The following is a 17,995-nucleotide window of genomic DNA, read 5'->3' on the forward strand; positions in this document are numbered from 1 at the left end:
CGGGCTGCTCCCAGGGGAGCAGCCGGATACTCCCAGTGGCCGATGCCGCGAGGCCGGCTTCCGGAGTATCCTCGGTGCATGAATACCCGTCGACGCCCTCCGCTGGCGATCCTGCCCGTCGTGGTGGCGGTCATCCAGCTAGCCGGCTTGGGCGCCGCCACCGCGCATCAGGGCGTATCCCGGCCGCTGGCAGCCACCCTTGTGCTACTGGCTGGTCCGGCTTTGCTGCTGCTGCGCCGCCGGGCTCCCGGCCCCATGGCCGCAGGTGCCGCCGCTGTCGCGCTGGCCTACCTGGCTGCCGGGTTCCCCTTCGGGCCGTTCCTGCCCAGCCTGCTGGCGTCCCTGTTCATTGCCGTAGTGCTCGATGCCCGCTGGTGGGCCTGGGGCGCTGCCGTGGCATTCGGTGCCGGGGCTTGGCTGCTGGCCGTGCAGCATGCCGAGCTGAGGATCTACCTGTTGCTGGCCTGGCTGGCAGTGCTTCTGCTGGCCGGCGAGCTCGCCAAGGCAGGGCGCAGTCGCCGGGAGGACCGGCGCAAGGCTGAAGCCGAACGCCGGCGGCATGAACGCAACGAGGAACGGCTGGTGCTGGCCCGCGATATCCACGACGTGGTGGCCCACTCGCTGTCCATGATCAATGTGCAGGCGTCGGTGGCCCTGCACCTGGCGCAGAAGGACCCCGATCCGGGCAAGCTCATCGAGGCGCTGGGCAACATCAAGTCCGGTTCCTCCCATGCGCTCGCCGAGGTGCGCGAGGTCCTCTCGGTGCTGCGCCACGATGCGCCCAGGATCCCCAGCCAGCGCATCGGGCAGCTGCCGGATCTGGCGGCCCGGGTTTCCTCCGGCGAACTGGCGGTGCATTACACCCCTCCCGGAGATCTGCCGGGTTGGGTGGATGAGCGCGTGGAGAACACTATCTACCGGGTGGTCCAGGAATCGCTGACCAATATCGTCCGCCATGCGCATGCCTCCACCGCGATCGTCGCGTTGAGGGCGGATGGCACGCAAGCGGTGGCATCCATCGCCGATGACGGCATCGGCTTGGGCGCCGCTGTAGAGGGCAACGGCCTGCGCGGATTGCGCGAACGCGTGCAGCAACTGGGCGGAACCGTCTCGCTGGGACCGGCGCAGCTGCCCGGGGCCGCCCGGCCTGGCACCGTGGTCACCTTGCGCATTCCGGCACCCCAGGAGGCATCATGAGCATCGGGGTACTGATCGTCGACGACCAGTCGCTGATTCGCGCCGGGTTCAGCGCGCTGCTGGAAGCCGAAGCCGACATGACGGTGCTCGGCACCGCAGGCAGCGGCACGGAGGCGGTGCAGCTGGCGCGCGCCACGAAGCCGGATATCGTGCTGATGGATATCCGCATGCCCCACGGCGACGGGATTTCCGCGACCGCACAGATCACAGCCGAGCTGCCCACCCGCGTGATCATGCTGACCACCTTCGAGCTCGAAGAGTACATCCTGGATTCGATCCGCGCCGGAGCCAGCGGGTTCCTGGTCAAGGACACCGAGCCGGCGCAGCTGATCGAGGCGGTGCGCATTGTGGCGGCAGGCGATTCGCTGCTCTCGCCGAGCGTCACCCGCACGCTGCTGAGCCAGGTCGCCACCGGGATCCAGAAGAAGCTTCCCGCCGACCCGCGCCTGGCCGAACTGACCGCCCGGGAACGCGAAGTGCTGGTGCAGATCGGCACCGGGAAAACCAATGCGGAGATCGCGGCAGCACTTTTCATCACCCCGCTGACCGCAAAAACCCATGTTTCGCGGATCATCGGCAAGCTGGGGGTGCGCGATCGCACCTCGCTGGTGGTGCTGGCCTACGAATCCGGCCTGATCACCCCCGGCGAAGCGCTGGGCAACGCGTAACCCACTCCGGATTGGGACGCAATTCTCAAGTTGTCGGATAAAGTGGTGGTGAATGCATCATCGCACGCAGCACAGAGAATCTAGCGAGGTACCCATGACGGAAAATACTGGCGGCCAGCCGCAACGCCCCTATGAGCAGCAGCCCATCCAGATCAACAACCACATCGTGATCGTGAACCAGAAGAGCACCCTGCTGGCCTATGTGCTGTGGTTCTTCCTTGGCCAGCTGGGCATCCACAAGTTCTACCTCGGCCAGGTAGTGGCGGGCATCGTGTACCTGGCGCTGGGCGTCATCGGCTGGGCCACGACCTTCATCCTGATCGGCTGGGTGCCTTTGGGCGTGCTGTGGATCTTGCTGATTATCGACCTGTTCACCATCCCCGGCACGGTGCAGCGCATCAACCAGCGCGGCACCACCCGTTACATGGCATAGCGTACCGGCAGTCTGCCCGGGGGAGTACGCCGCCCGATCAAAGTGCCTTCCCCGAGCGGATGTGCCCAAGCGCCGGGAGCGGGAGAGTGGATGCATGGGACGCGAGGTCCCGCACATCTACCAAGGAGTTCCACAATGATCCCGACCCTGGCAATCGCAGCGCACGCCTGGGGCTACGGCCCCGGCCCGTTCTGGTTCTTCCCGATTTTCTGGATCCTGGTGATCGGGTTGCTGATCTTCTGCTTCAAGCGCCGCCGGCATCAAGGACCGGCCAGCGCCGAGGGCGTCCTGCGCGAGCGCTACGCCCGCGGGGAGATCGACGACACCGAGTACCGGCAGCGTCTCGAGGTCTTGCGCACCAGGAAATAGCCGCCAGAAAAGCCAGGGCCCGCTCGTGAAGAGCGGGCCCTGGCTTGGCTGATTACACCATCTCGGCTGGCTGTACGGGTTTGGGACGCTTATCGAAGACCAGCGCGCCCACTTCCTGCTCGGCCTGGTTGCGGAAGGACAAGTCGATGCCGGAGCGATCGCGAATCAGGCTGACCGCGATGAAGGACACTGCGACCACGATCAGCAGGTACACGGCCACCGCGGTGGTGCCGCCGGTGGCCTGCACCAGGGCCTGGGCAATGGTCGGGGCGAAGGCGCCGCCGACAATCGCGCCGATCGCGTAGGAGATCGAGACCCCGGAGAAGCGCACCGAGGCGGGGAAGAGCTCGGAGTACAGGGCCGCCTGCGGGCCGTAGGTCAGGCCCAGGCCGATGGAGAACAGCCCGAAGGCCACGTAGAGCAGGCCCAGCGAGCCGGAATTCACCAGGGCGAACACCGGGAACAGCGAGATCGCCAGGATGATGAAGCCCAACTGGTAGGTGCGCTTGCGGCCGATCTTGTCCGCCAGCAGCCCGGCCACCAGCGTCATGACCAGCCAGATGGCCGCGCCGAAGGCAACCGCGAGCAGCACGTCGGTGCGTTCCAGGCCGACCGGGCCCTCGGGGTTGGTGGTGTAGGACTGGAAGAACCCGCCGGTGGTCATGTACCCGGCGGCATTGTTGCCGGCGAACACCAGGGCCGCGACGATCACCAGCGGCCAGTGCTTCTTGAACAGCACCAGGATCGGCACATTGGTCTGCGCCTTGTGCTCAGCGATCTCCTCGAAAACCGGGGACTCGTCCACGGCGCGGCGGACGAAGTAGCCGACCAGGATCAGCACGATCGAGACCAGGAAGGGCACGCGCCAGCCCCAGGCCATGAAGGCCTCGCCGGGGGAGATGACACCGGTCATCAGCGCCATGGTGCCCGAGGCGAGCAGCATGCCCAGCGGCACGCCCACCTGCGGGTAGGAGCCGGCGCGGCCGCGGTGGCCTTCGGGCGCGTGCTCGACGGCCATCAGCACGGCACCGCCCCATTCGCCGCCGGCCGAAATGCCCTGCAGGATGCGCAGCAGCAGAAGCAGCACCGGCGCCCACAGTCCGGCGGTTTCGTAGGTCGGCAGCACACCGATCAGGGTGGTGGAGGCGCCCATCAGGGCCAGGGTGAGCACCAGCATGGCCCGGCGGCCGATCTTGTCGCCAAAATGCCCGGCCAAAAACGCGCCGAGCGGGCGGAAGAGGAAGGACAGGCCCACCGAGGCGAAGGAGATCAGCAGCGCGATCTCCTGGCCGGCCGGCTCGAAGAAGAGCTTGGAAAAGACCAGGCCGGCGGCGGTGGCGTAGATGAAGAAGTCGTACCACTCCACGGTGGTGCCGATGACGGTGGCGAAGGCGACGCGTCGTTGGTTCGCCTTGGCGGCGTGTGCTGTTCTCATGTAGCTTCCCTTGCGAGCGGGGCACAGCTGCCGCTCGCCCCTGGGTTGTGGATCACTTCAGTGTGACAGCCGATACAGGTAAGGTAAACTTCAAATATCTGCAGAACTTCTGAAGGCGGGCTTATGTATTCGATGCGCCATCTGGAAATCATGGCCGAGCTGCCCGGGCACAGCACGCTCGGATCGGCCGCCAGCGAATTGCGGATCTCCGAATCGGCCCTGTCGCAGGCGATTACCGCGATCGAGCGCCTCGCCGGGGAGAGCCTGTGCCTGCGCCGCAAGGCCCACGGATTTTCCCTCACCGCCTCCGGGCACCACTTCGCGCAGATGGCCCGGAAAATCCTGGTCGACGTGGGGGAACTGGGCGCCACCTTCCCGCAGGCCGGCGGCAGGCTGCGCGGGCCGGTGCGCTTCGGATGCTTTGCCTCGCTCTCCCCGCACCTGATCCCGGCCACGCTTGAGGGGTTCGACCACCCCGAAGTGCAGCTCGAAGTGCGCGTGGGCACCCACGACGAGCTGCTGCCCGCCCTGCGCACCGGGGAGCTGGACGTCGCCTTTGTCTACGACCTCTCGCTGCCCGCGGACCTGGACAAGCAGCAGGTGTACCGCACCGAAATGCAGGTGGTGCTGCACCCCGAACACCGGCTGGCCAAGCTGAAGCGGCCGCTGGAATTGGCGGACCTCGCGCCAGAGCCGCTGATCATGTACGAGTCGGAGCCGAGCACCGATCACCAGATGCAGCTCTTCGCCGCCCAGGGGCTGTCACCCAGAATCGCCGCCGCCGTCCCGCAGATGATCCTGGTCTCCGCCATGGTCGGGCGCGGGCTGGGCTACGGGCTGCTGATGCGCCGGCCGAACAACGCCGCGGTCTCCGTGGAGGGACGGCCGCTGGCCTACCGCGATCTGAAGGCGCCGAACTATTCCAACGCGGTGGTGGCCATCACCCCGCGCTCGGTGCGCATTCCCGCCCGGGTGCAGGCGCTGATCGACCACTGTATCTGCGCAATGGCTGAGTCCTGGTAGACGCGGGCGGAACCCGAGCGCATAATGGGGCCATGATTGGCACATGGCAGGCCATGGTCTTCGACTGCGAGGACCCCGATGCACTGGCCGAATTCTACGAACAGCTCCTTGGGATGGTACGCATCGACAACGAGCCGGACTGGGTGTCGATCGGCGACGCCCCGGACCACCCGGCGCTCGCATTCCAAGCCGTCAGCCCCTATGTCGCACCGCAATGGCCCGGGCACATCCACCCGCAGCAGGCCCATATCGACGTGAAAGTCGCCGACCTGGACCTGGCCGAGGAGCAGGTGCTGCACCTGGGGGCCAAAGCCACCGGCCAAGGTTCCAAGACCTTCAGGGTCTACCTGGATCCGCAGGATCATCCCTTCTGCCTGGTGAGCTGGTAGCACCGGCCGCGAAGGCGATTCTTGCCGCCTGAAGCCGGGTGGAGACCCCGAGCTTGGCCAGCACCTGCGAAACGTGCGTTTTCACCGTGCTGTGCCCGATGCCCAGGTGCCGGGCCAATTGCGGGTTGCTCAATCCCTGAGCCAGCCCGTCGAGCACTTCGCGTTCGCGCGCCGTCAGCCCCTCGGGCAGCTTCGCCCCGGCGGGTTCCGGGGCCAGGGCACGGGCCAGGATCCGCGAGGTCACCTGGGGATCCAGCACCGCTTCACCCCGGCCGGCCGCGCGCACGGCCATGATGATCGCCTGCGGCTGCGCGCTTTTGAGCAAAAAGCCGTGGGCCCCGGCCTGCAGCGCGCCAAAAAGGTACTCGTCGTCGTCGAAGGTTGTCAGCACCACCACGGCGCAGGACCCATGCAGCGCCTTCGTCGCTTCGATGCCATCGAGCACCGGCATGCGCAGGTCCATCAGGATGACATCGGGGGACAGGGCCTTGGCCATGGAGATGGCCGATCGCCCATCGGCCGCCTCGCCGATCACTTCCAGATCCTCCGCGGCTTGCAAAACCAGCCTGATGCCCATGCGGACGGTGGCGTGGTCGTCAACAATCAGGACCTTCATGGCTTCGCCGCTCCTTGCGCGATCTCGGGGAATTCGACCCGCGCTTCAAACACGTCGCCGGTGCGCAGCGCAAACCGCCCATCCAGGGCTGCCACCCGGGTGCGGATATTGCGCAGCCCGATCCCGGCCCCCGGCGCATCCGATCCCGGCGCACCGGGCATCCTGTTCCTTGCCACGATGCTCAACCCGTGGTGCTGCACGATGCTCAGTTCCAAGAGCGTATCGGGGGCATGCTTGGCATGATTGACCAGCAGCTCGGACACCGTGCGGTGCGCGGCGGTATGCACCGCCGGGCTGAAGCGCTGCGGATCCTCGACCCGGTACTCCCAGCGCACCGGCTCGCCGAAGCCCGCAGCCACTGCGGGCAGATCCTCGATGCGCGCCTGCAATGCCTGGCCGCCTTGATGCAGCATGCGCACCATGCCCGCCATGTCCTCAAGGCCTGAAACGGACTCGTCGCGGATGCTCTGCAAGGGACCTCGCGCGCTGTGGGAGGCGGCGGGCAAGAGCGCCCCGGAAAGCAAGGCAATGGAAGAGAACCTGGCCGAAAGCACATCATGCATCTCGCGGGCCAAGGCGGTGCGTTCTTCGATCCGCGCAGCATGATGCTCGGCCACCAGGCGGTCTTCACGCGCCATGGCCGCCGTCTGCAGGGCGTGCGCCCGCTGGGATTCAGCTCTGGCCAGTTCCTTGGCAGTGCGCACATTCTCGGCCCAGAGCATCGGGATGAACAGGACGAAGCCGGCCATGAACAGGCTCAGCACCACCTCCTGCAGGTTCCGCGTCGCCAGCCAGCTGGCGATCGCCAGCGACAGGGCAGCTGCTGCCAAGACGAAGAACATCACGGTTCGGACCCGGGCCGACCCGAGGAGGAACGACCCGAAAATGCATTCAAAGACCAGGAAATAGCCGCCGATGCTTCCCACCGCGAGCATCCCCAGCCCGCAGAGCGCCAAGGCCACGGTGCTGGGCAGCAGCCAGCGGCGGCGAATGAGGATCGCGCCCGCGCCAAGCAGCAGCAGAAGGATCCATTCAACGCCGCTGTCCGGGATCAACGGCGAATTGGCCACGCCGGCCAGATGCAGGATGACGACCAGAACCAGGTAGGTGCCGGCGACCTCCGGCTCCTTGTCGCCGCTGCCCATCCGCCGAATGAAGTTCATGCTTTCAAGCATCCCCGATCCGCCAGCCACCGGGTATCCCCCTTAAGGAGGAGAACGCCCAGCCCACCGGCCGATACCGCGAGGCAGCCAGCCGCGGAACAGTGGAAGCCATGGACATCATGACGGGCCATCCCGAACTTTCCCTGGTCATCCTGGCGCTGATCGACTCGACCAGCATCGGCACCCTGGTCATTCCGCTGTGGCTGCTGCTGCGCGGGCGGCGCGAGGCCATCGTCAAGGTGCTGGTCTATCTGGGGGTGATCGCGGTCTTCTACTGGGGCGTCGGGGTGCTGCTGCGCAGCGGGCTGCTGCTGGTCGATCCGGGGATCTTCGAGCACCGGTTCTCCAGGCTGGCTGGTTTGGCGGTTGGTGCGCTGATGATCATCTGGGCGCTGTCCTACCGCACCGATGCGCAAAAACAGGCCAGCGCCCGGAAGAAGGCCAAGGCGCCTGCCGGAGGGCCAGCCCAGGGACTGGAACCGGCTTCCGAATCGGCACCGCTGCCGCGCCGCTTGCGCGGCCGGGTGGGCGCAGCGCTGGATACCCGCACCGGGTTGATCGCCCTGGCCCTGTTCGCGGGCCTCTTGGAGCTTCCCACGATGCTGCCCTACCTGGCCGCAGTGGGCGTCATGCAGGGCACCGGCTGGAGTGCCGGCCTGCAGCTGGCGGCGCTGGCTGGCTACTGCCTGGTCATGATCGTCCCGGCATTGCTGCTGGTGGCTGCCCGCGCGCTGGCCGGCGCACGGATCGAGCACTGGATGCAAAAGCTCGGGGACAAAGCAGGCGCCTACGCCCAGGAAACCCTGGGCTGGGTGGTGGGCATTGGCGGATTCCTGCTGATTCGCGCATCGCTTTCCGGGCAGGACCTGCACAGCTTGTTCGGCTAGCCACGCTGTGGGCGAAAGCGCGGGCCGCCAATTGGCCTGCGGTGGGCAGGTGGTGCGAGAATTGGTGCTATGGAACCTCTAGGCAGCAGCGCGAAGCAGGGCAAAAAAGTCACCCTCAACGCCTCAACTTTGGCAATGTCCGTCATGGTCATCGTTCTTCTGGTGGCGGTAGTCTTCGCCGCCAACTCCAATGAGATCGTCGGCTGGTTTGTTGTCGTCATCTCCGCCGGTTGGCTGCTGCTGGCCGCCTTCATGATGTTTGGCCTCAAGCGCGGGGCCGAGAAGATCAACAACTCGCTGCGCGAGGCAACCGCCGCGGCCACCCCGCGGGCCCAGTCCGGCACGGTTGTGGTGGATGAATCCACCAGCCAGCGCGATATGAAGCTGGACCACTCCTTCAAGATCGTCCAGGTCCAGGCCCGGGTGGTCTCCGAGCAGCGCGAGGCCAAGGGCCCCGAGTCCGAGGCGATGATCGACCGGGCGCTGGAGACAATCCAGATGACCGCGGCCAATGCGCGGGACATGATCAAGCCGGCCACGCCGATGGACGGCGAAATCATCGACTAGCTTCGAGGGCAACGCACATGCGTTGCCCTTTTTGTTTGCCCCGGCGCAGGGGCGAACAGCGCGTAATTGGGCGCAGAATTTTGTAAGCTGGTTAGGTGATACCTACCAGCGTGGAAATTCTGAGCAAGGACGCCGGCGCACTGCGCGTCGCGTCGGTCAACGTCAACGGCATTCGCGCCGCCTACAAGCGCAATATGGCCGACTGGATCGCCGCCCGCGACGTGGACATCCTCTGCCTGCAGGAGGTCCGCGCACCGGATGCGATCCTGCGCGACCTGATCGGCGAGGGCTGGCATATCCTGCATGCCGAGGCCAAGGACAAGGGACGGGCCGGGGTGGCCGTGCTCTCGCGCACGCAGCCGGTGGCCGTGCGCGAAAATATCGGCGAGGACTACTTCGCCGACGCCGGACGCTGGGTGGAAGCGGACTTCGAAGTCAACGGCGAGATCTTCACCGTGGTCTCCGCCTACGTGCACTCCGGCGAGCTGGGCACCCAGAAGCAGGTCGACAAGTACCGCTTCCTGCAGCGCATGAACGTGCGCCTGGTGGAGCTGAAGAACGAGAAGGACCATGTGCTGGTGGTGGGCGATTTGAACGTCGTGCACACCGAAAAGGACATCAAGAACTGGAAGCCGAACCACAATAAGCGCGCCGGCGTGATGGACGAGGAGATCGCCTACTTCGACGGCTTCTTCGGGCCGGAAATCGGCTACAAGGATGTGGCGCGCGAGCTCGCCGGCGAGACCCAGGGCCCCTACACCTGGTGGTCCTTCCGCGGGCAGGCCTTCGACAACGATGCCGGTTGGCGCATTGACTACCAAATGGCCACGCCCGCCCTTGCCGGCAAGGCCATCAAGTCCCACGTAGACCGTGCCTCGGCCTACGATTTGCGCTTCTCCGACCACGCACCGCTGGTCGTCGACTACCAGTTCTAGAAGGATTCCCATGCAAACAACCCGTTCCCGCGTCCTGTCCGGCATGCAGCCATCGGCTGATTCGCTGCACCTTGGCAACTACCTGGGCGCGCTGGTCAACTGGGTCAAGACCCAGGACGACCACGATTCGTTCTTCTTCATCCCGGACATGCACGCGATCACCGTGGCCCAGGATCCCGAAGACCTGCGCAACCGCACCCGCGTCACCGCCGCCCAGTACATCGCCGGCGGCATCGACGTCCAGAAGTCCACCCTGTTCGTCCAGTCGCAGGTGCCCGAGCACGCGCAGCTGGCCTGGGTGCTCAACTGCATCACCGGTTTCGGCGAAGCCAGCCGCATGACCCAGTTCAAGGACAAGTCCTCCAAGGGCGGCGCGGATGCCGCCAGCGTCGGGCTGTTCACCTACCCGATCCTGATGGCCGCGGACATCCTGCTCTACCAGCCGCAGGGCGTGCCGGTGGGCGATGACCAGCGCCAGCACGTGGAGCTGGCCCGCGACCTGGCCAAGCGCTTCAACCACCGCTTCGGCGAAACCTTCGTGGTGCCCGAGGCCTTCATCCCCAAGGAGGGCGCGCGGATCTACGACCTGCAGAACCCGACCTCCAAGATGTCCAAGTCCGCCGAGTCCCCGGCGGGCCTGATCAATGTGCTCGACGACCCGAAGCAGATCGCCAAGCGCATCAAGTCCGCGGTCACCGATGCCGGCTCCGTGGTGGCCTACGACCGGTCCGAGAAGCCGGGCGTTTCGAACCTGCTGGACATCCTGGCCGCCGTGACCGGCAAGCACGTGCCGGAACTGGTGACCGAGTTCGAAGGCAAGATGTACGGGCACCTGAAGGTGGCCGTGGCCGACGCCGTGGTCGAGCGGCTGACCCCGATCCGCACCCGCACCCTGGAGCTGCTCGACGATCCGGCCGAGCTGGACCGCCTGCTGCTGGCCGGTGCGGCCAAGGCGCGGGAAGTGGCCTCGAAGACCGTGGCCGATGTCTACCAGAAGGTCGGCTTCCTGCCGCCGCTGGGAATCTGATGGAATACACCCTGGGCGTAGTGATCCCGGTGCCGCAGCCGCACCGGGATGCCTTGCGCGCGTGGCGCCAGGAATTCGGGGGAGCGGCCACCGAGCCGATCGCCCCGCATATCACCCTGGTCTCCGGGTCCTACCTCAATACCTGGGAGAAGGCCGCCGCGCAGGTGCGCCAGGTGGCTTCGGGCATGAAGCCGTTCACCATCGAGCTGGGCGCGGCGCGCACCTTCCGCCCGGCCAGCGACGTGGTGTACCTGCCATTGCTCTCCGGGGCCGATCAATGCTGGGCGCTGCATCGGCAGCTGCTGGGCGATGCGCTGCGCCACGAATCGGGCTTCGCCTACCATCCGCACCTGACCATCGCGCAAAACGTGCCGGCGCAGCAGCTGGATGCCGCGCAGGCCCGATTGGCCCAGGTGCAGATGGCCTTCGAGGCCGACCAGGTGCAGCTTTTTGATACGCGCGGCGGCGAATGGAACCTCAGCGAGGACATCGCCCTGGGCTAGGAGGAACATGGACGTTCGGCAGCTGCGCTATTTTCTGGCGGTCGTGGATTACGAAGGCTTCAGCAGGGCTGCCGAGCAATTGATGATCGCCCAGCCCTCGTTGTCGCAGACCATCAAGGCCCTGGAGCACGAAGTCGGTGTCCCGCTTTTCCACCGGGTGGGCCGGCGCTCCCTGCTCAGCGACGCTGGCAAGGAACTGGTGGGCCCGGCACGGCTGGTAGTGCGCGATCTGGAAGCGGCGCAGTCAACGATGGCTTCGCTCAAGGGCGTGCGCCATGGCCGGCTGGAACTCACCGCCATGCCTTCGCCGGCTGTTGAACCGCTGACCACGTTGATTGCCAGCTACTCCCGGCAGTATCCGCGGGTCGCGCTGAGCACCTCGGCGGCCTTCACCGCGGAGGATGTCATCAGCGCGGTTCGAAGCGGCGGCGCCGAGATCGGCTTGCTCGGTTCCGACAAGCCCATCTCAGCGCCCGAGGTGGATGTCGTGCAGCTCGAGCGCCAGCCATTGGTATTGGTGATCAACCCCGAAATTGATGATTTTGGCGACCGCGAAGTGATTGCCGGCGCGGATTTGGGCGGCCAGCGGATTGTCATTTCGCAGCGTGGCTCGCTCATGCGCGCGCTGGTCGACGATTTGCGGGCCGACGGGATTGATGTTGAAATCGCCGCCGAAGTGGCCCATCGAAGCTCGGTCCTGCCCCTGGTGCTGGCAGGAGCGGGGCATGCCATCCTCCCAATTTCGTGGGCGCCCCTGGCTCGCAAATTGGGGTTGCGCATTGCGCGCCTGGAGCCGGCCACTGAACTGCATGTTGCGCTGGTCAGCAGGAAGAGCGACCTGACTCCCGCGGCGCAAGCGTTCCTCGGTGTTGCCGGCGCCTATGCCGATACCGTGTCTGAACAGTCCATATAGGTTTTGCCTATCCAGCGGATGCAATCCTGGTCTTAGACGTACTCGAAGCACGCCGGTCTAATTGATACCAAGCCGCTTGTGACGCGGAACACTTTGTATCAGGAGGAAAGACCGATGGGCTCGACCAGGACCTTTAAGATAGCTTCAATCCCCGCCGACGGCGTCGGCAAGGAAGTTGTTGCCGCTGGGCGTCGAGTGCTGGACGCCATGGCCGGGCAATCCGCTGGCAAGTTCGCCTTTGAATGGACAGAATTCCCCTGGGGCTGCGAGTACTACGCAGAGCACGGGGTGATGATGGACCCGGCAGGCCTGGATACCCTGAAGGACTTCGACTCCATCTATTTCGGGGCCGTGGGCTGGGAGAACGTTCCCGACCATATCAGCCTCTGGGGCCTGCGACTGAACATCACGCAGAACTTCGACCAGTGGGCGAATATCCGCCCGGTGAAATTCCTGCCCGGGGTGACCTCCCCGCTGCGCAAGGCCGATGACACGGAGCTGGATTGGATCGTCGTGCGCGAAAACAGCGAAGGCGAATATGCCGGGCTGGGCGGGCGCAACCTGTCAGGGCGTGGCCCGGGCAATGAGATCGCCCTGCAGACCGCCCTGTTCAGCGACAAGGGATGCGAGCGCATCATTCGTTTCGCCTTCGACCTGGCCCGCACCCGCACGGTCAAGAAGGTCTCGTCGGTGACCAAGTCCAATGCCCAGCAGTACGGGATGGTGCTCTGGGACGAAGTCTTCCAGCGCGTGGCGCTCGACTACCCGGACGTGCGCACCGAAAGCGTGCTGGTCGATGCGATGAGCGCCAAGTTCATCCTGAACCCGGAGGACCTCTCGGTGGTGGTCGCTTCGAACCTCAACGCCGACATCCTGTCCGATCTGGGCTCGGCCCTGTCCGGAAGCCTGGGACTGGCAGCGAGCGCAAATCTGAACCCCGAACGCCGCTTCCCCTCGATGTTCGAACCGGTGCATGGGACCGCCCCGGACATTGCCGGCAAGGGAATCTGCAACCCGATCGGCGCCATTGCCAGTGCCGCGCTGATGCTGGAGCATTTCGGCCTGGACGATGAAGCCCGCCGCCTGGAAGCAGCCATCGAAGCGGCCACTGCTGCCGGCAGGCTCACTGCGGACATCGGCGGCACCTCGGGCACCAGCGAAGTCACCGAAGCGATTGTCGAGGCGCTGAGCAGCACCCTGGCCGCCGTCTAGAAGCACCGGCGCGGGCACCGGCCCTCCGCAGCATGTCGAGGCCGGCTGCCACGCCATAGAACAGCCACGCCGAGCTCTTTCCAACAACGAGGTAGGAATAATGCAGAACACCACTGAGCACACTGTGCCGGTGCGCAAGCGCTGGTACAAGCAATTGTATTTTTGGGTCTTGATGGCGATTGTCGCCGGGATTATCGTTGGCTGGCTGGCTGGCGCCGGACACCGGGCAAGCCATGCAGCCGATAGGCACCACCTTCGTCGAGGCGATGAAGATGCTCATTGGCCCGATCGTGTTCCTGACCATCGTTGGCGGGATCGCCGGGGTCGCCGACCTGAAGAAGGTCGGCGCCACCGGGCTCAAGGCCCTGGGATATTTCCAGATCGGCACGATCTGCGCCATGGTGCTGGGCTTGGTGGCCATCAACATCTTCCGCCTGGGCGATGGAGTGAACGCGGATCCGGCAAAGATCGAAACCTCCGGCAAAGCCGCCGACCTGATCGACCAGGGCCAAAACCTGCAATGGTGGGAATTCATCACGCACATCATTCCAGGATCCATGGTCTCGCCCTTCGTGGAGGGCGATATCCTGCAGATCATCTTCATGGCCGTGGTGGTGGGCATCGCCATCAACTCCGTGGGCAAGATCGGGGAGCCGGTGCTGGAAATGGTGCAGCGGCTGACCACGGTGATCTTCAAGGTCTTGAACTTCATCATGAAAGCCGCTCCACTGGGTGCCTTCGGCGCGATGGCCTTCGCGGTGGGCAAGTATGGCGTGGAGACGCTTTCCAGCCTCGGCTGGCTGATTCTCCTGTTCTATGGAACCTCGCTGGTATTTGTCGTGTTCTTCCTCGGCGGCATCATGGCCTTTCTAGGGCTGAACATCTTCAAGATGCTGCGCCACTTCAGGGAGGAATTGCTGCTCATCCTCGGTACCTCGACGGCAGAACCGGCGTTGCCCGGGCTGATGAAAAAGCTGCAGCATGCCGGGGTCAAGAAGGAAACGGTCGGCCTGGTTGTTCCCACCGGATACAGCTTCAATCTGGACGGCGCAGCGATCTACCTCTCGCTGGCCGCGGTTTACATCGCCCAGGCCACCAATACGGATTTGAGCATCGGGCAGCAGCTGGGCATGCTGGCGGTGATGCTCTTGACTTCCAAGGGCGCAGCCGGTGTGGCCGGAGGGGGATTCATTGCGCTGACCGCCACCCTGAGCACCCTTGGGACGATTCCGGCCGCCGGAATCATGCTGATCTTCGGCATCGACAAGTTCATGTCCGAATGCCGGGCGCTGGTGAATTTCTGCGGCAATGCGGTGGCGACCTTGTTCATCGCCTGGTGGGACAAGTCCTTGGACATCGAGCGAGTGCGAGCAGTTTTTAATGGCGAAGACGTACCGCCGCTGGAGGCTGTGGAAGCAACCGGGGCGGAGACTGGCCAGTCCGAGCCGGTGCGCGTGCCACAGGGCCTGCGGGCAGGGCCGGCACAATCCGGGGCCCTGACCGGAGCCGTGATCCGCTAGGCAGCCCGGGGATGCAATAAAGGCCCGAACCAGTTTGAACTGGTTCGGGCCTTTGCTCTGCGTTCCTAGATGGTGCGCGAGAGGATTGCCTGCTTGACCTCGGCGATGGCCTTGGTCACCTGGATGCCGCGTGGGCATGCTTCGGAGCAGTTGAAGGTGGTGCGGCAGCGCCACACGCCTTCCTTGTCGTTCAGGATCTCCAGGCGCATGTCGCCGGCATCATCGCGGGAGTCGAAGATGAAGCGGTGTGCGTTCACGATCGCAGCCGGGCCGAAGTACTGGCCATCGGTCCAGAACACCGGGCAGGAGCTGGTGCACGCGGCGCACAGGATGCACTTGGTGGTGTCGTCGAAGCGCTCGCGGTCCTCGGCGGACTGGTAGCGCTCCTTGGTTGGCTCGTGGTCCTTGGAGATCAGGAATGGCATGATCTCGCGGTAGGACTGGAAGAACGGTTCCATGTCGACGATGAGGTCCTTTTCAAGGGGCAGGCCCTTGATGGCTTCAACGGTGATCGGCTTGGAGGTGTCCAGGTCCTTGAGCAGGGTCTTGCAAGCCAGGCGGTTGCGGCCGTTGATGCGCATGGCATCGGAGCCGCAGACGCCGTGGGCGCAGGAGCGGCGGAAGGACAGCGTGCCGTCCTGCTCCCACTTGACCTTGTGCAGGGCGTCGAGCACGCGGTCGGTGCCGTACATGGTCAGCTTGAAGTCTTCCCAATAGGCATCCGCGGTGGCTTCTGGCAGGTAGCGGCGAACGCGCAGGGTGATGTCGAAGCTTGGGATTTCTCCGCCGCCGCCAACACCTGGCTTCAGCTCGATCTTTGACGCTGGTTCTGGCAGTTCGGTGCTCATTAGTACTTACGCTCCATTGGCTGGTAACGGGTAAAGACCACTGGCTTGGTCTCCATGCGGATGCCCTTGATGTCCTCGGTGACGGCTTCGCCATCGCGGTAGGACATCGAGTGCTTCATGAAGTTCTCGTCGTCGCGGTCCGGGAAGTCTTCGCGGTAGTGGCCGCCGCGGGATTCCTTGCGGTGCAGGGCTGCAACGGTGATGACCTCGGCCAAGTCGAGCAGGAAGCCCAGTTCGATGGCTTCGAGCAGGTCCAGGTTGAAGCGCTTGCCCTTGTCCTGGACGCTGATGTTCTTGTAGCGGCGGCGCAGATCCTCGATCACGTCGCGTGCTTCCTTCAGCGAACGCTCGTCGCGGAACACCTGGACGTTGGCGTCCATGGTCTCCTGCAGGGTCGAGCGCAGGTCGGAGACGCGCTCAGTGCCGTTGCCGGTGAGCACTCCTTCGATCTGGTCGATGACAAATGCTTCCGGGTTCTCCGGCAGCTCGACGAAGTCGGCAGTCTTGGAGTACTCGGCAGCTGCCACACCGGCGCGCTTGCCGAACACGTTGATGTCCAGCAGCGAGTTGGTGCCCAGGCGGTTGGAGCCGTGCACCGAAACGCAGGCAACCTCGCCGGCAGCGAACAGGCCTGGAACGACGGTGTCGTTGTCCTGCAGCACCTCGGTGTTGATGTTGGTTGGCACGCCGCCCATGGCGTAGTGAGCGGTGGGGTACACCGGCACTGGATCGGTGAATGGCTCCACGCCCAGGTAGGTGCGGGCGAATTCGGTGATGTCAGGCAGCTTGGATTCGATGTGCTCTGGTTCCAAGTGGGTCAGGTCAAGGAGCACGTAGTCCTTGTTTGGACCGCAACCGCGGCCTTCGCGAACCTCGTTGGCCATGGCGCGGGCCACGATGTCGCGAGGTGCGAGGTCCTTGATGGTTGGAGCGTAGCGCTCCATGAAGCGCTCGCCATCCGAGTTGCGCAGGATGGCGCCTTCGCCACGTGCACCCTCGGTGAGCAGAATGCCCAGGCCTGCAAGGCCTGTTGGGTGGAACTGGAAGAATTCCATGTCCTCCAGCGGCAGGCCCGAACGGAAGGCGATGGACATGCCGTCGCCGGTCAGGGTGTGCGCGTTGGACGTGGTCTTGAAGACCTTGCCGGCGCCGCCCGAGGCGAAGACCACGGACTTCGCCTGGAAGACGTGCAGCTCGCCGGTGGCCAGGTCGTAGGAGACCACGCCGGCGACGCGCTTCTGCTTGTAGGCGGTGCCGTCCTCGCGGTAGGCATCCTCTTCAACCATCAGCAGGTCCAGCACGTAGTACTCGTTGTAGAACTCGACGTTGTGCTTGACGCAGTTTTGGTACAGGGTCTGCAGGATCATGTGGCCGGTGCGGTCGGCGGCGTAGCAGGCGCGGCGCACGGCGGCCTTGCCGTGGTCGCGGGTGTGGCCACCGAAACGGCGCTGGTCGATCTTGCCCTCTGGGGTGCGGTTGAACGGCAGACCCATCTTTTCCAGGTCGAGCACGGCGTCGATGGCTTCCTTGGCCATGACCTCGGCTGCGTCCTGGTCAACCAGGTAGTCGCCACCCTTGATGGTGTCGAAGGTGTGCCATTCCCAGTTGTCTTCCTCGACGTTGGCAAGTGCTGCGCACATGCCGCCCTGGGCTGCACCGGTGTGCGAGCGGGTTGGGTAAAGCTTGGTTAGCACTGCGGTGCGTGCGCGCTGACCGGATTCGATCGCTGCACGCATGCCTGCACCACCGGCACCGACGATGACTACGTCGTACTTATGTACCTGCATTCTTGATGCTCTCTTTTCTAAAAATCTATCTGGCTATCGGCTGAAACGGGGGAGTTTCACAAGCACTGCTGCAGCTGGCTGCCAGCTACGCAAGGATCGAAGGTGAAGATCACCAGGGAACCGAGCACGATGATGAAGATCGTTGCGACATACAGGATGCCCTTGAGCCAAGCGCGGGTTGCGTGCTTCTCTGCGTAGTCGTTGATGATGGTGCGCACGCCGTTGGTGCCGTGCAGCATGGCCAGCCACAACAGGGCCAGATCCCAGAACTGCCAGATTGGCGAGGCCCACTTGCCGGCGACAAAGCCGAAGCTGATGCCGGAGATGCCTTCTCCGACCATGAGGTTTGCGAAGAGGTGGCCGAAGATCAGGACGATCAGCACAACACCGGACAGGCGCATGAACAGCCAGGCCAGCATTTCGAAGCTGCCGCGGGACTTGGGGCCGCGGTTGTACTTAGGATCAATGCGCTGGCTGCGCGGAGCAGGAATAGAAACGCTCAT

General features: G+C 64.8%; 20 protein-coding genes. 14 read left to right on the plus strand and 6 right to left on the minus strand.

Annotated elements, in window-relative coordinates; translation table 11 throughout:
• The first annotated feature begins 78 nt into the window (after nt 1–78).
• The 4 genes from AOZ07_RS03945 to AOZ07_RS03960 all read left to right on the plus strand — a co-directional run bounded on the left by AOZ07_RS03945 (nt 79) and on the right by AOZ07_RS03960 (nt 2,667).
• Nucleotides 79–1,197, plus strand: coding sequence for a sensor histidine kinase (locus tag AOZ07_RS03945; protein ID WP_060700808.1), 1,119 nt, complete (start codon nt 79–81; stop codon nt 1,195–1,197).
• Nucleotides 1,194–1,865: a response regulator gene (locus AOZ07_RS03950; RefSeq protein WP_060700809.1), complete on the plus strand. Its 672-nt coding sequence runs from the start codon at nt 1,194–1,196 to the stop codon at nt 1,863–1,865. The genes AOZ07_RS03945 and AOZ07_RS03950 overlap by 4 nt, the downstream gene beginning before the upstream one ends.
• A 94-nt stretch (nt 1,866–1,959) precedes the next feature.
• Nucleotides 1,960–2,298 carry a TM2 domain-containing protein gene (locus AOZ07_RS03955; RefSeq protein WP_084793125.1) on the plus strand — a complete coding sequence of 113 codons (339 nt, stop codon included), beginning with the start codon at nt 1,960–1,962 and terminating at the stop codon, nt 2,296–2,298.
• Nucleotides 2,299–2,433: 135 nt separating this feature from the next.
• Entirely contained in the window at nt 2,434–2,667 is a 234-nt protein-coding gene (locus tag AOZ07_RS03960) for an SHOCT domain-containing protein (protein ID WP_060700810.1), read from the plus strand.
• Between the two features lie 52 nt (nt 2,668–2,719).
• On the opposite strand, the gene AOZ07_RS03965 is transcribed toward AOZ07_RS03960, so the two are convergent.
• Entirely contained in the window at nt 2,720–4,102 is a 1,383-nt protein-coding gene (locus AOZ07_RS03965; protein WP_060700811.1) for an MFS transporter, read from the minus strand.
• A gap of 123 nt (nt 4,103–4,225) precedes the next feature.
• On the opposite strand from AOZ07_RS03965, the gene AOZ07_RS03970 reads away from it, so the two are divergent.
• Together AOZ07_RS03970 and AOZ07_RS03975 are read left to right on the plus strand one after the other, a co-directional pair.
• On the plus strand, nt 4,226–5,125 hold the full coding sequence (locus AOZ07_RS03970) for a LysR substrate-binding domain-containing protein (RefSeq protein WP_060700812.1): 900 nt from the start codon (nt 4,226–4,228) through the stop codon (nt 5,123–5,125).
• Between the two features lie 32 nt (nt 5,126–5,157).
• Nucleotides 5,158–5,514 (plus strand): VOC family protein, encoded by a 357-nt coding sequence (locus AOZ07_RS03975; protein ID WP_060700813.1) that lies wholly within the window; start codon nt 5,158–5,160, stop codon nt 5,512–5,514.
• On the opposite strand, the gene AOZ07_RS03980 is transcribed toward AOZ07_RS03975, so the two are convergent.
• Both AOZ07_RS03980 and AOZ07_RS03985 read right to left on the minus strand, forming a co-directional pair.
• Nucleotides 5,462–6,130, minus strand: a complete 669-nt coding sequence (locus AOZ07_RS03980; protein ID WP_060700814.1) for a response regulator — start codon at nt 6,128–6,130, stop codon at nt 5,462–5,464. The two genes, AOZ07_RS03975 and AOZ07_RS03980, sit on opposite strands and share 53 nt — an antisense overlap.
• Nucleotides 6,127–7,293: a sensor histidine kinase gene (locus tag AOZ07_RS03985; RefSeq protein ID WP_060700815.1), complete on the minus strand. Its 1,167-nt coding sequence runs from the start codon at nt 7,291–7,293 to the stop codon at nt 6,127–6,129. Before AOZ07_RS03985 ends, AOZ07_RS03980 begins: the two co-directional genes overlap by 4 nt.
• Nucleotides 7,294–7,403: 110 nt before the next feature.
• Between AOZ07_RS03985 and AOZ07_RS03990 the strand changes: the two genes are divergently transcribed.
• The 8 genes from AOZ07_RS03990 (at nt 7,404) to AOZ07_RS04025 (ending at nt 14,857) form a co-directional block, all read left to right on the plus strand.
• Complete coding sequence (locus AOZ07_RS03990; protein ID WP_060700816.1) at nt 7,404–8,180, plus strand: GAP family protein; 777 nt, start codon at nt 7,404–7,406, stop codon at nt 8,178–8,180.
• Between the two features lie 69 nt (nt 8,181–8,249).
• Nucleotides 8,250–8,747 carry a hypothetical protein gene (locus AOZ07_RS03995; RefSeq protein ID WP_060700817.1) on the plus strand — a complete coding sequence of 166 codons (498 nt, stop codon included), beginning with the start codon at nt 8,250–8,252 and terminating at the stop codon, nt 8,745–8,747.
• Between the two features lie 119 nt (nt 8,748–8,866).
• Nucleotides 8,867–9,682 carry an exodeoxyribonuclease III gene (locus AOZ07_RS04000; protein WP_098945536.1) on the plus strand — a complete coding sequence of 272 codons (816 nt, stop codon included), beginning with the start codon at nt 8,867–8,869 and terminating at the stop codon, nt 9,680–9,682.
• A 10-nt stretch (nt 9,683–9,692) separates the two neighbouring features.
• Nucleotides 9,693–10,709 (plus strand): tryptophan--tRNA ligase, encoded by a 1,017-nt coding sequence (gene trpS / locus AOZ07_RS04005; RefSeq protein ID WP_060700819.1) that lies wholly within the window; start codon nt 9,693–9,695, stop codon nt 10,707–10,709.
• On the plus strand, nt 10,709–11,212 hold the full coding sequence (locus AOZ07_RS04010) for a 2'-5' RNA ligase family protein (RefSeq protein ID WP_060700820.1): 504 nt from the start codon (nt 10,709–10,711) through the stop codon (nt 11,210–11,212). Before trpS ends, AOZ07_RS04010 begins: the two co-directional genes overlap by 1 nt.
• 7 nt (nt 11,213–11,219) lie before the next feature.
• Nucleotides 11,220–12,125 (plus strand): LysR family transcriptional regulator, encoded by a 906-nt coding sequence (locus tag AOZ07_RS04015; protein ID WP_060700821.1) that lies wholly within the window; start codon nt 11,220–11,222, stop codon nt 12,123–12,125.
• 114 nt (nt 12,126–12,239) lie between these two features.
• Nucleotides 12,240–13,337: a tartrate dehydrogenase gene (locus AOZ07_RS04020; RefSeq protein WP_060700822.1), complete on the plus strand. Its 1,098-nt coding sequence runs from the start codon at nt 12,240–12,242 to the stop codon at nt 13,335–13,337.
• 197 nt (nt 13,338–13,534) lie between these two features.
• Nucleotides 13,535–14,857 (plus strand): cation:dicarboxylate symporter family transporter, encoded by a 1,323-nt coding sequence (locus tag AOZ07_RS04025; RefSeq protein WP_236995261.1) that lies wholly within the window; start codon nt 13,535–13,537, stop codon nt 14,855–14,857.
• A 65-nt stretch (nt 14,858–14,922) separates the two neighbouring features.
• Here AOZ07_RS04025 and AOZ07_RS04030 read toward each other — a convergent pair whose 3' ends face one another.
• From AOZ07_RS04030 to AOZ07_RS04040, 3 genes are read right to left on the minus strand one after another with little or no spacing between them, the layout of a single operon-like run.
• Nucleotides 14,923–15,705 carry a succinate dehydrogenase iron-sulfur subunit gene (locus AOZ07_RS04030; protein WP_060700823.1) on the minus strand — a complete coding sequence of 261 codons (783 nt, stop codon included), beginning with the start codon at nt 15,703–15,705 and terminating at the stop codon, nt 14,923–14,925.
• Nucleotides 15,705–17,492, minus strand: coding sequence for a succinate dehydrogenase flavoprotein subunit (sdhA, locus tag AOZ07_RS04035; protein ID WP_060700824.1), 1,788 nt, complete (start codon nt 17,490–17,492; stop codon nt 15,705–15,707). The genes AOZ07_RS04030 and sdhA overlap by 1 nt, the downstream gene beginning before the upstream one ends.
• Before the next feature lie 56 nt (nt 17,493–17,548).
• Nucleotides 17,549–17,995, minus strand: coding sequence for a succinate dehydrogenase hydrophobic membrane anchor subunit (locus AOZ07_RS04040; RefSeq protein ID WP_060700825.1), 447 nt, complete (start codon nt 17,993–17,995; stop codon nt 17,549–17,551).

It is taken from the genome of Glutamicibacter halophytocola, from assembly GCF_001302565.1.
Taxonomy (GTDB): Bacteria; Actinomycetota; Actinomycetes; order Actinomycetales; family Micrococcaceae; genus Glutamicibacter; species Glutamicibacter halophytocola.

Coding starts and splice junctions, on each gene's coding strand:
- sdhA (WP_060700824.1), bottom strand. CDS start 17,492: ATGCAGGTACATAAGTACGACGTAGTCATCGTCGGTGCCGGTGGTGCA.
- AOZ07_RS04020 (WP_060700822.1), top strand. CDS start 12,240: ATGGGCTCGACCAGGACCTTTAAGATAGCTTCAATCCCCGCCGACGGC.
- AOZ07_RS03995 (WP_060700817.1), top strand. CDS start 8,250: ATGGAACCTCTAGGCAGCAGCGCGAAGCAGGGCAAAAAAGTCACCCTC.
- AOZ07_RS03955 (WP_084793125.1), top strand. CDS start 1,960: ATGACGGAAAATACTGGCGGCCAGCCGCAACGCCCCTATGAGCAGCAG.
- AOZ07_RS03965 (WP_060700811.1), bottom strand. CDS start 4,102: ATGAGAACAGCACACGCCGCCAAGGCGAACCAACGACGCGTCGCCTTC.
- AOZ07_RS03950 (WP_060700809.1), top strand. CDS start 1,194: ATGAGCATCGGGGTACTGATCGTCGACGACCAGTCGCTGATTCGCGCC.
- AOZ07_RS03960 (WP_060700810.1), top strand. CDS start 2,434: ATGATCCCGACCCTGGCAATCGCAGCGCACGCCTGGGGCTACGGCCCC.
- AOZ07_RS03945 (WP_060700808.1), top strand. CDS start 79: ATGAATACCCGTCGACGCCCTCCGCTGGCGATCCTGCCCGTCGTGGTG.
- AOZ07_RS03970 (WP_060700812.1), top strand. CDS start 4,226: ATGTATTCGATGCGCCATCTGGAAATCATGGCCGAGCTGCCCGGGCAC.
- AOZ07_RS03990 (WP_060700816.1), top strand. CDS start 7,404: ATGGACATCATGACGGGCCATCCCGAACTTTCCCTGGTCATCCTGGCG.
- AOZ07_RS04015 (WP_060700821.1), top strand. CDS start 11,220: ATGGACGTTCGGCAGCTGCGCTATTTTCTGGCGGTCGTGGATTACGAA.
- AOZ07_RS04040 (WP_060700825.1), bottom strand. CDS start 17,995: ATGAGCGTTTCTATTCCTGCTCCGCGCAGCCAGCGCATTGATCCTAAG.
- AOZ07_RS03980 (WP_060700814.1), bottom strand. CDS start 6,130: ATGAAGGTCCTGATTGTTGACGACCACGCCACCGTCCGCATGGGCATC.
- AOZ07_RS03975 (WP_060700813.1), top strand. CDS start 5,158: ATGATTGGCACATGGCAGGCCATGGTCTTCGACTGCGAGGACCCCGAT.
- AOZ07_RS04030 (WP_060700823.1), bottom strand. CDS start 15,705: ATGAGCACCGAACTGCCAGAACCAGCGTCAAAGATCGAGCTGAAGCCA.
- AOZ07_RS03985 (WP_060700815.1), bottom strand. CDS start 7,293: ATGAACTTCATTCGGCGGATGGGCAGCGGCGACAAGGAGCCGGAGGTC.
- AOZ07_RS04010 (WP_060700820.1), top strand. CDS start 10,709: ATGGAATACACCCTGGGCGTAGTGATCCCGGTGCCGCAGCCGCACCGG.
- trpS (WP_060700819.1), top strand. CDS start 9,693: ATGCAAACAACCCGTTCCCGCGTCCTGTCCGGCATGCAGCCATCGGCT.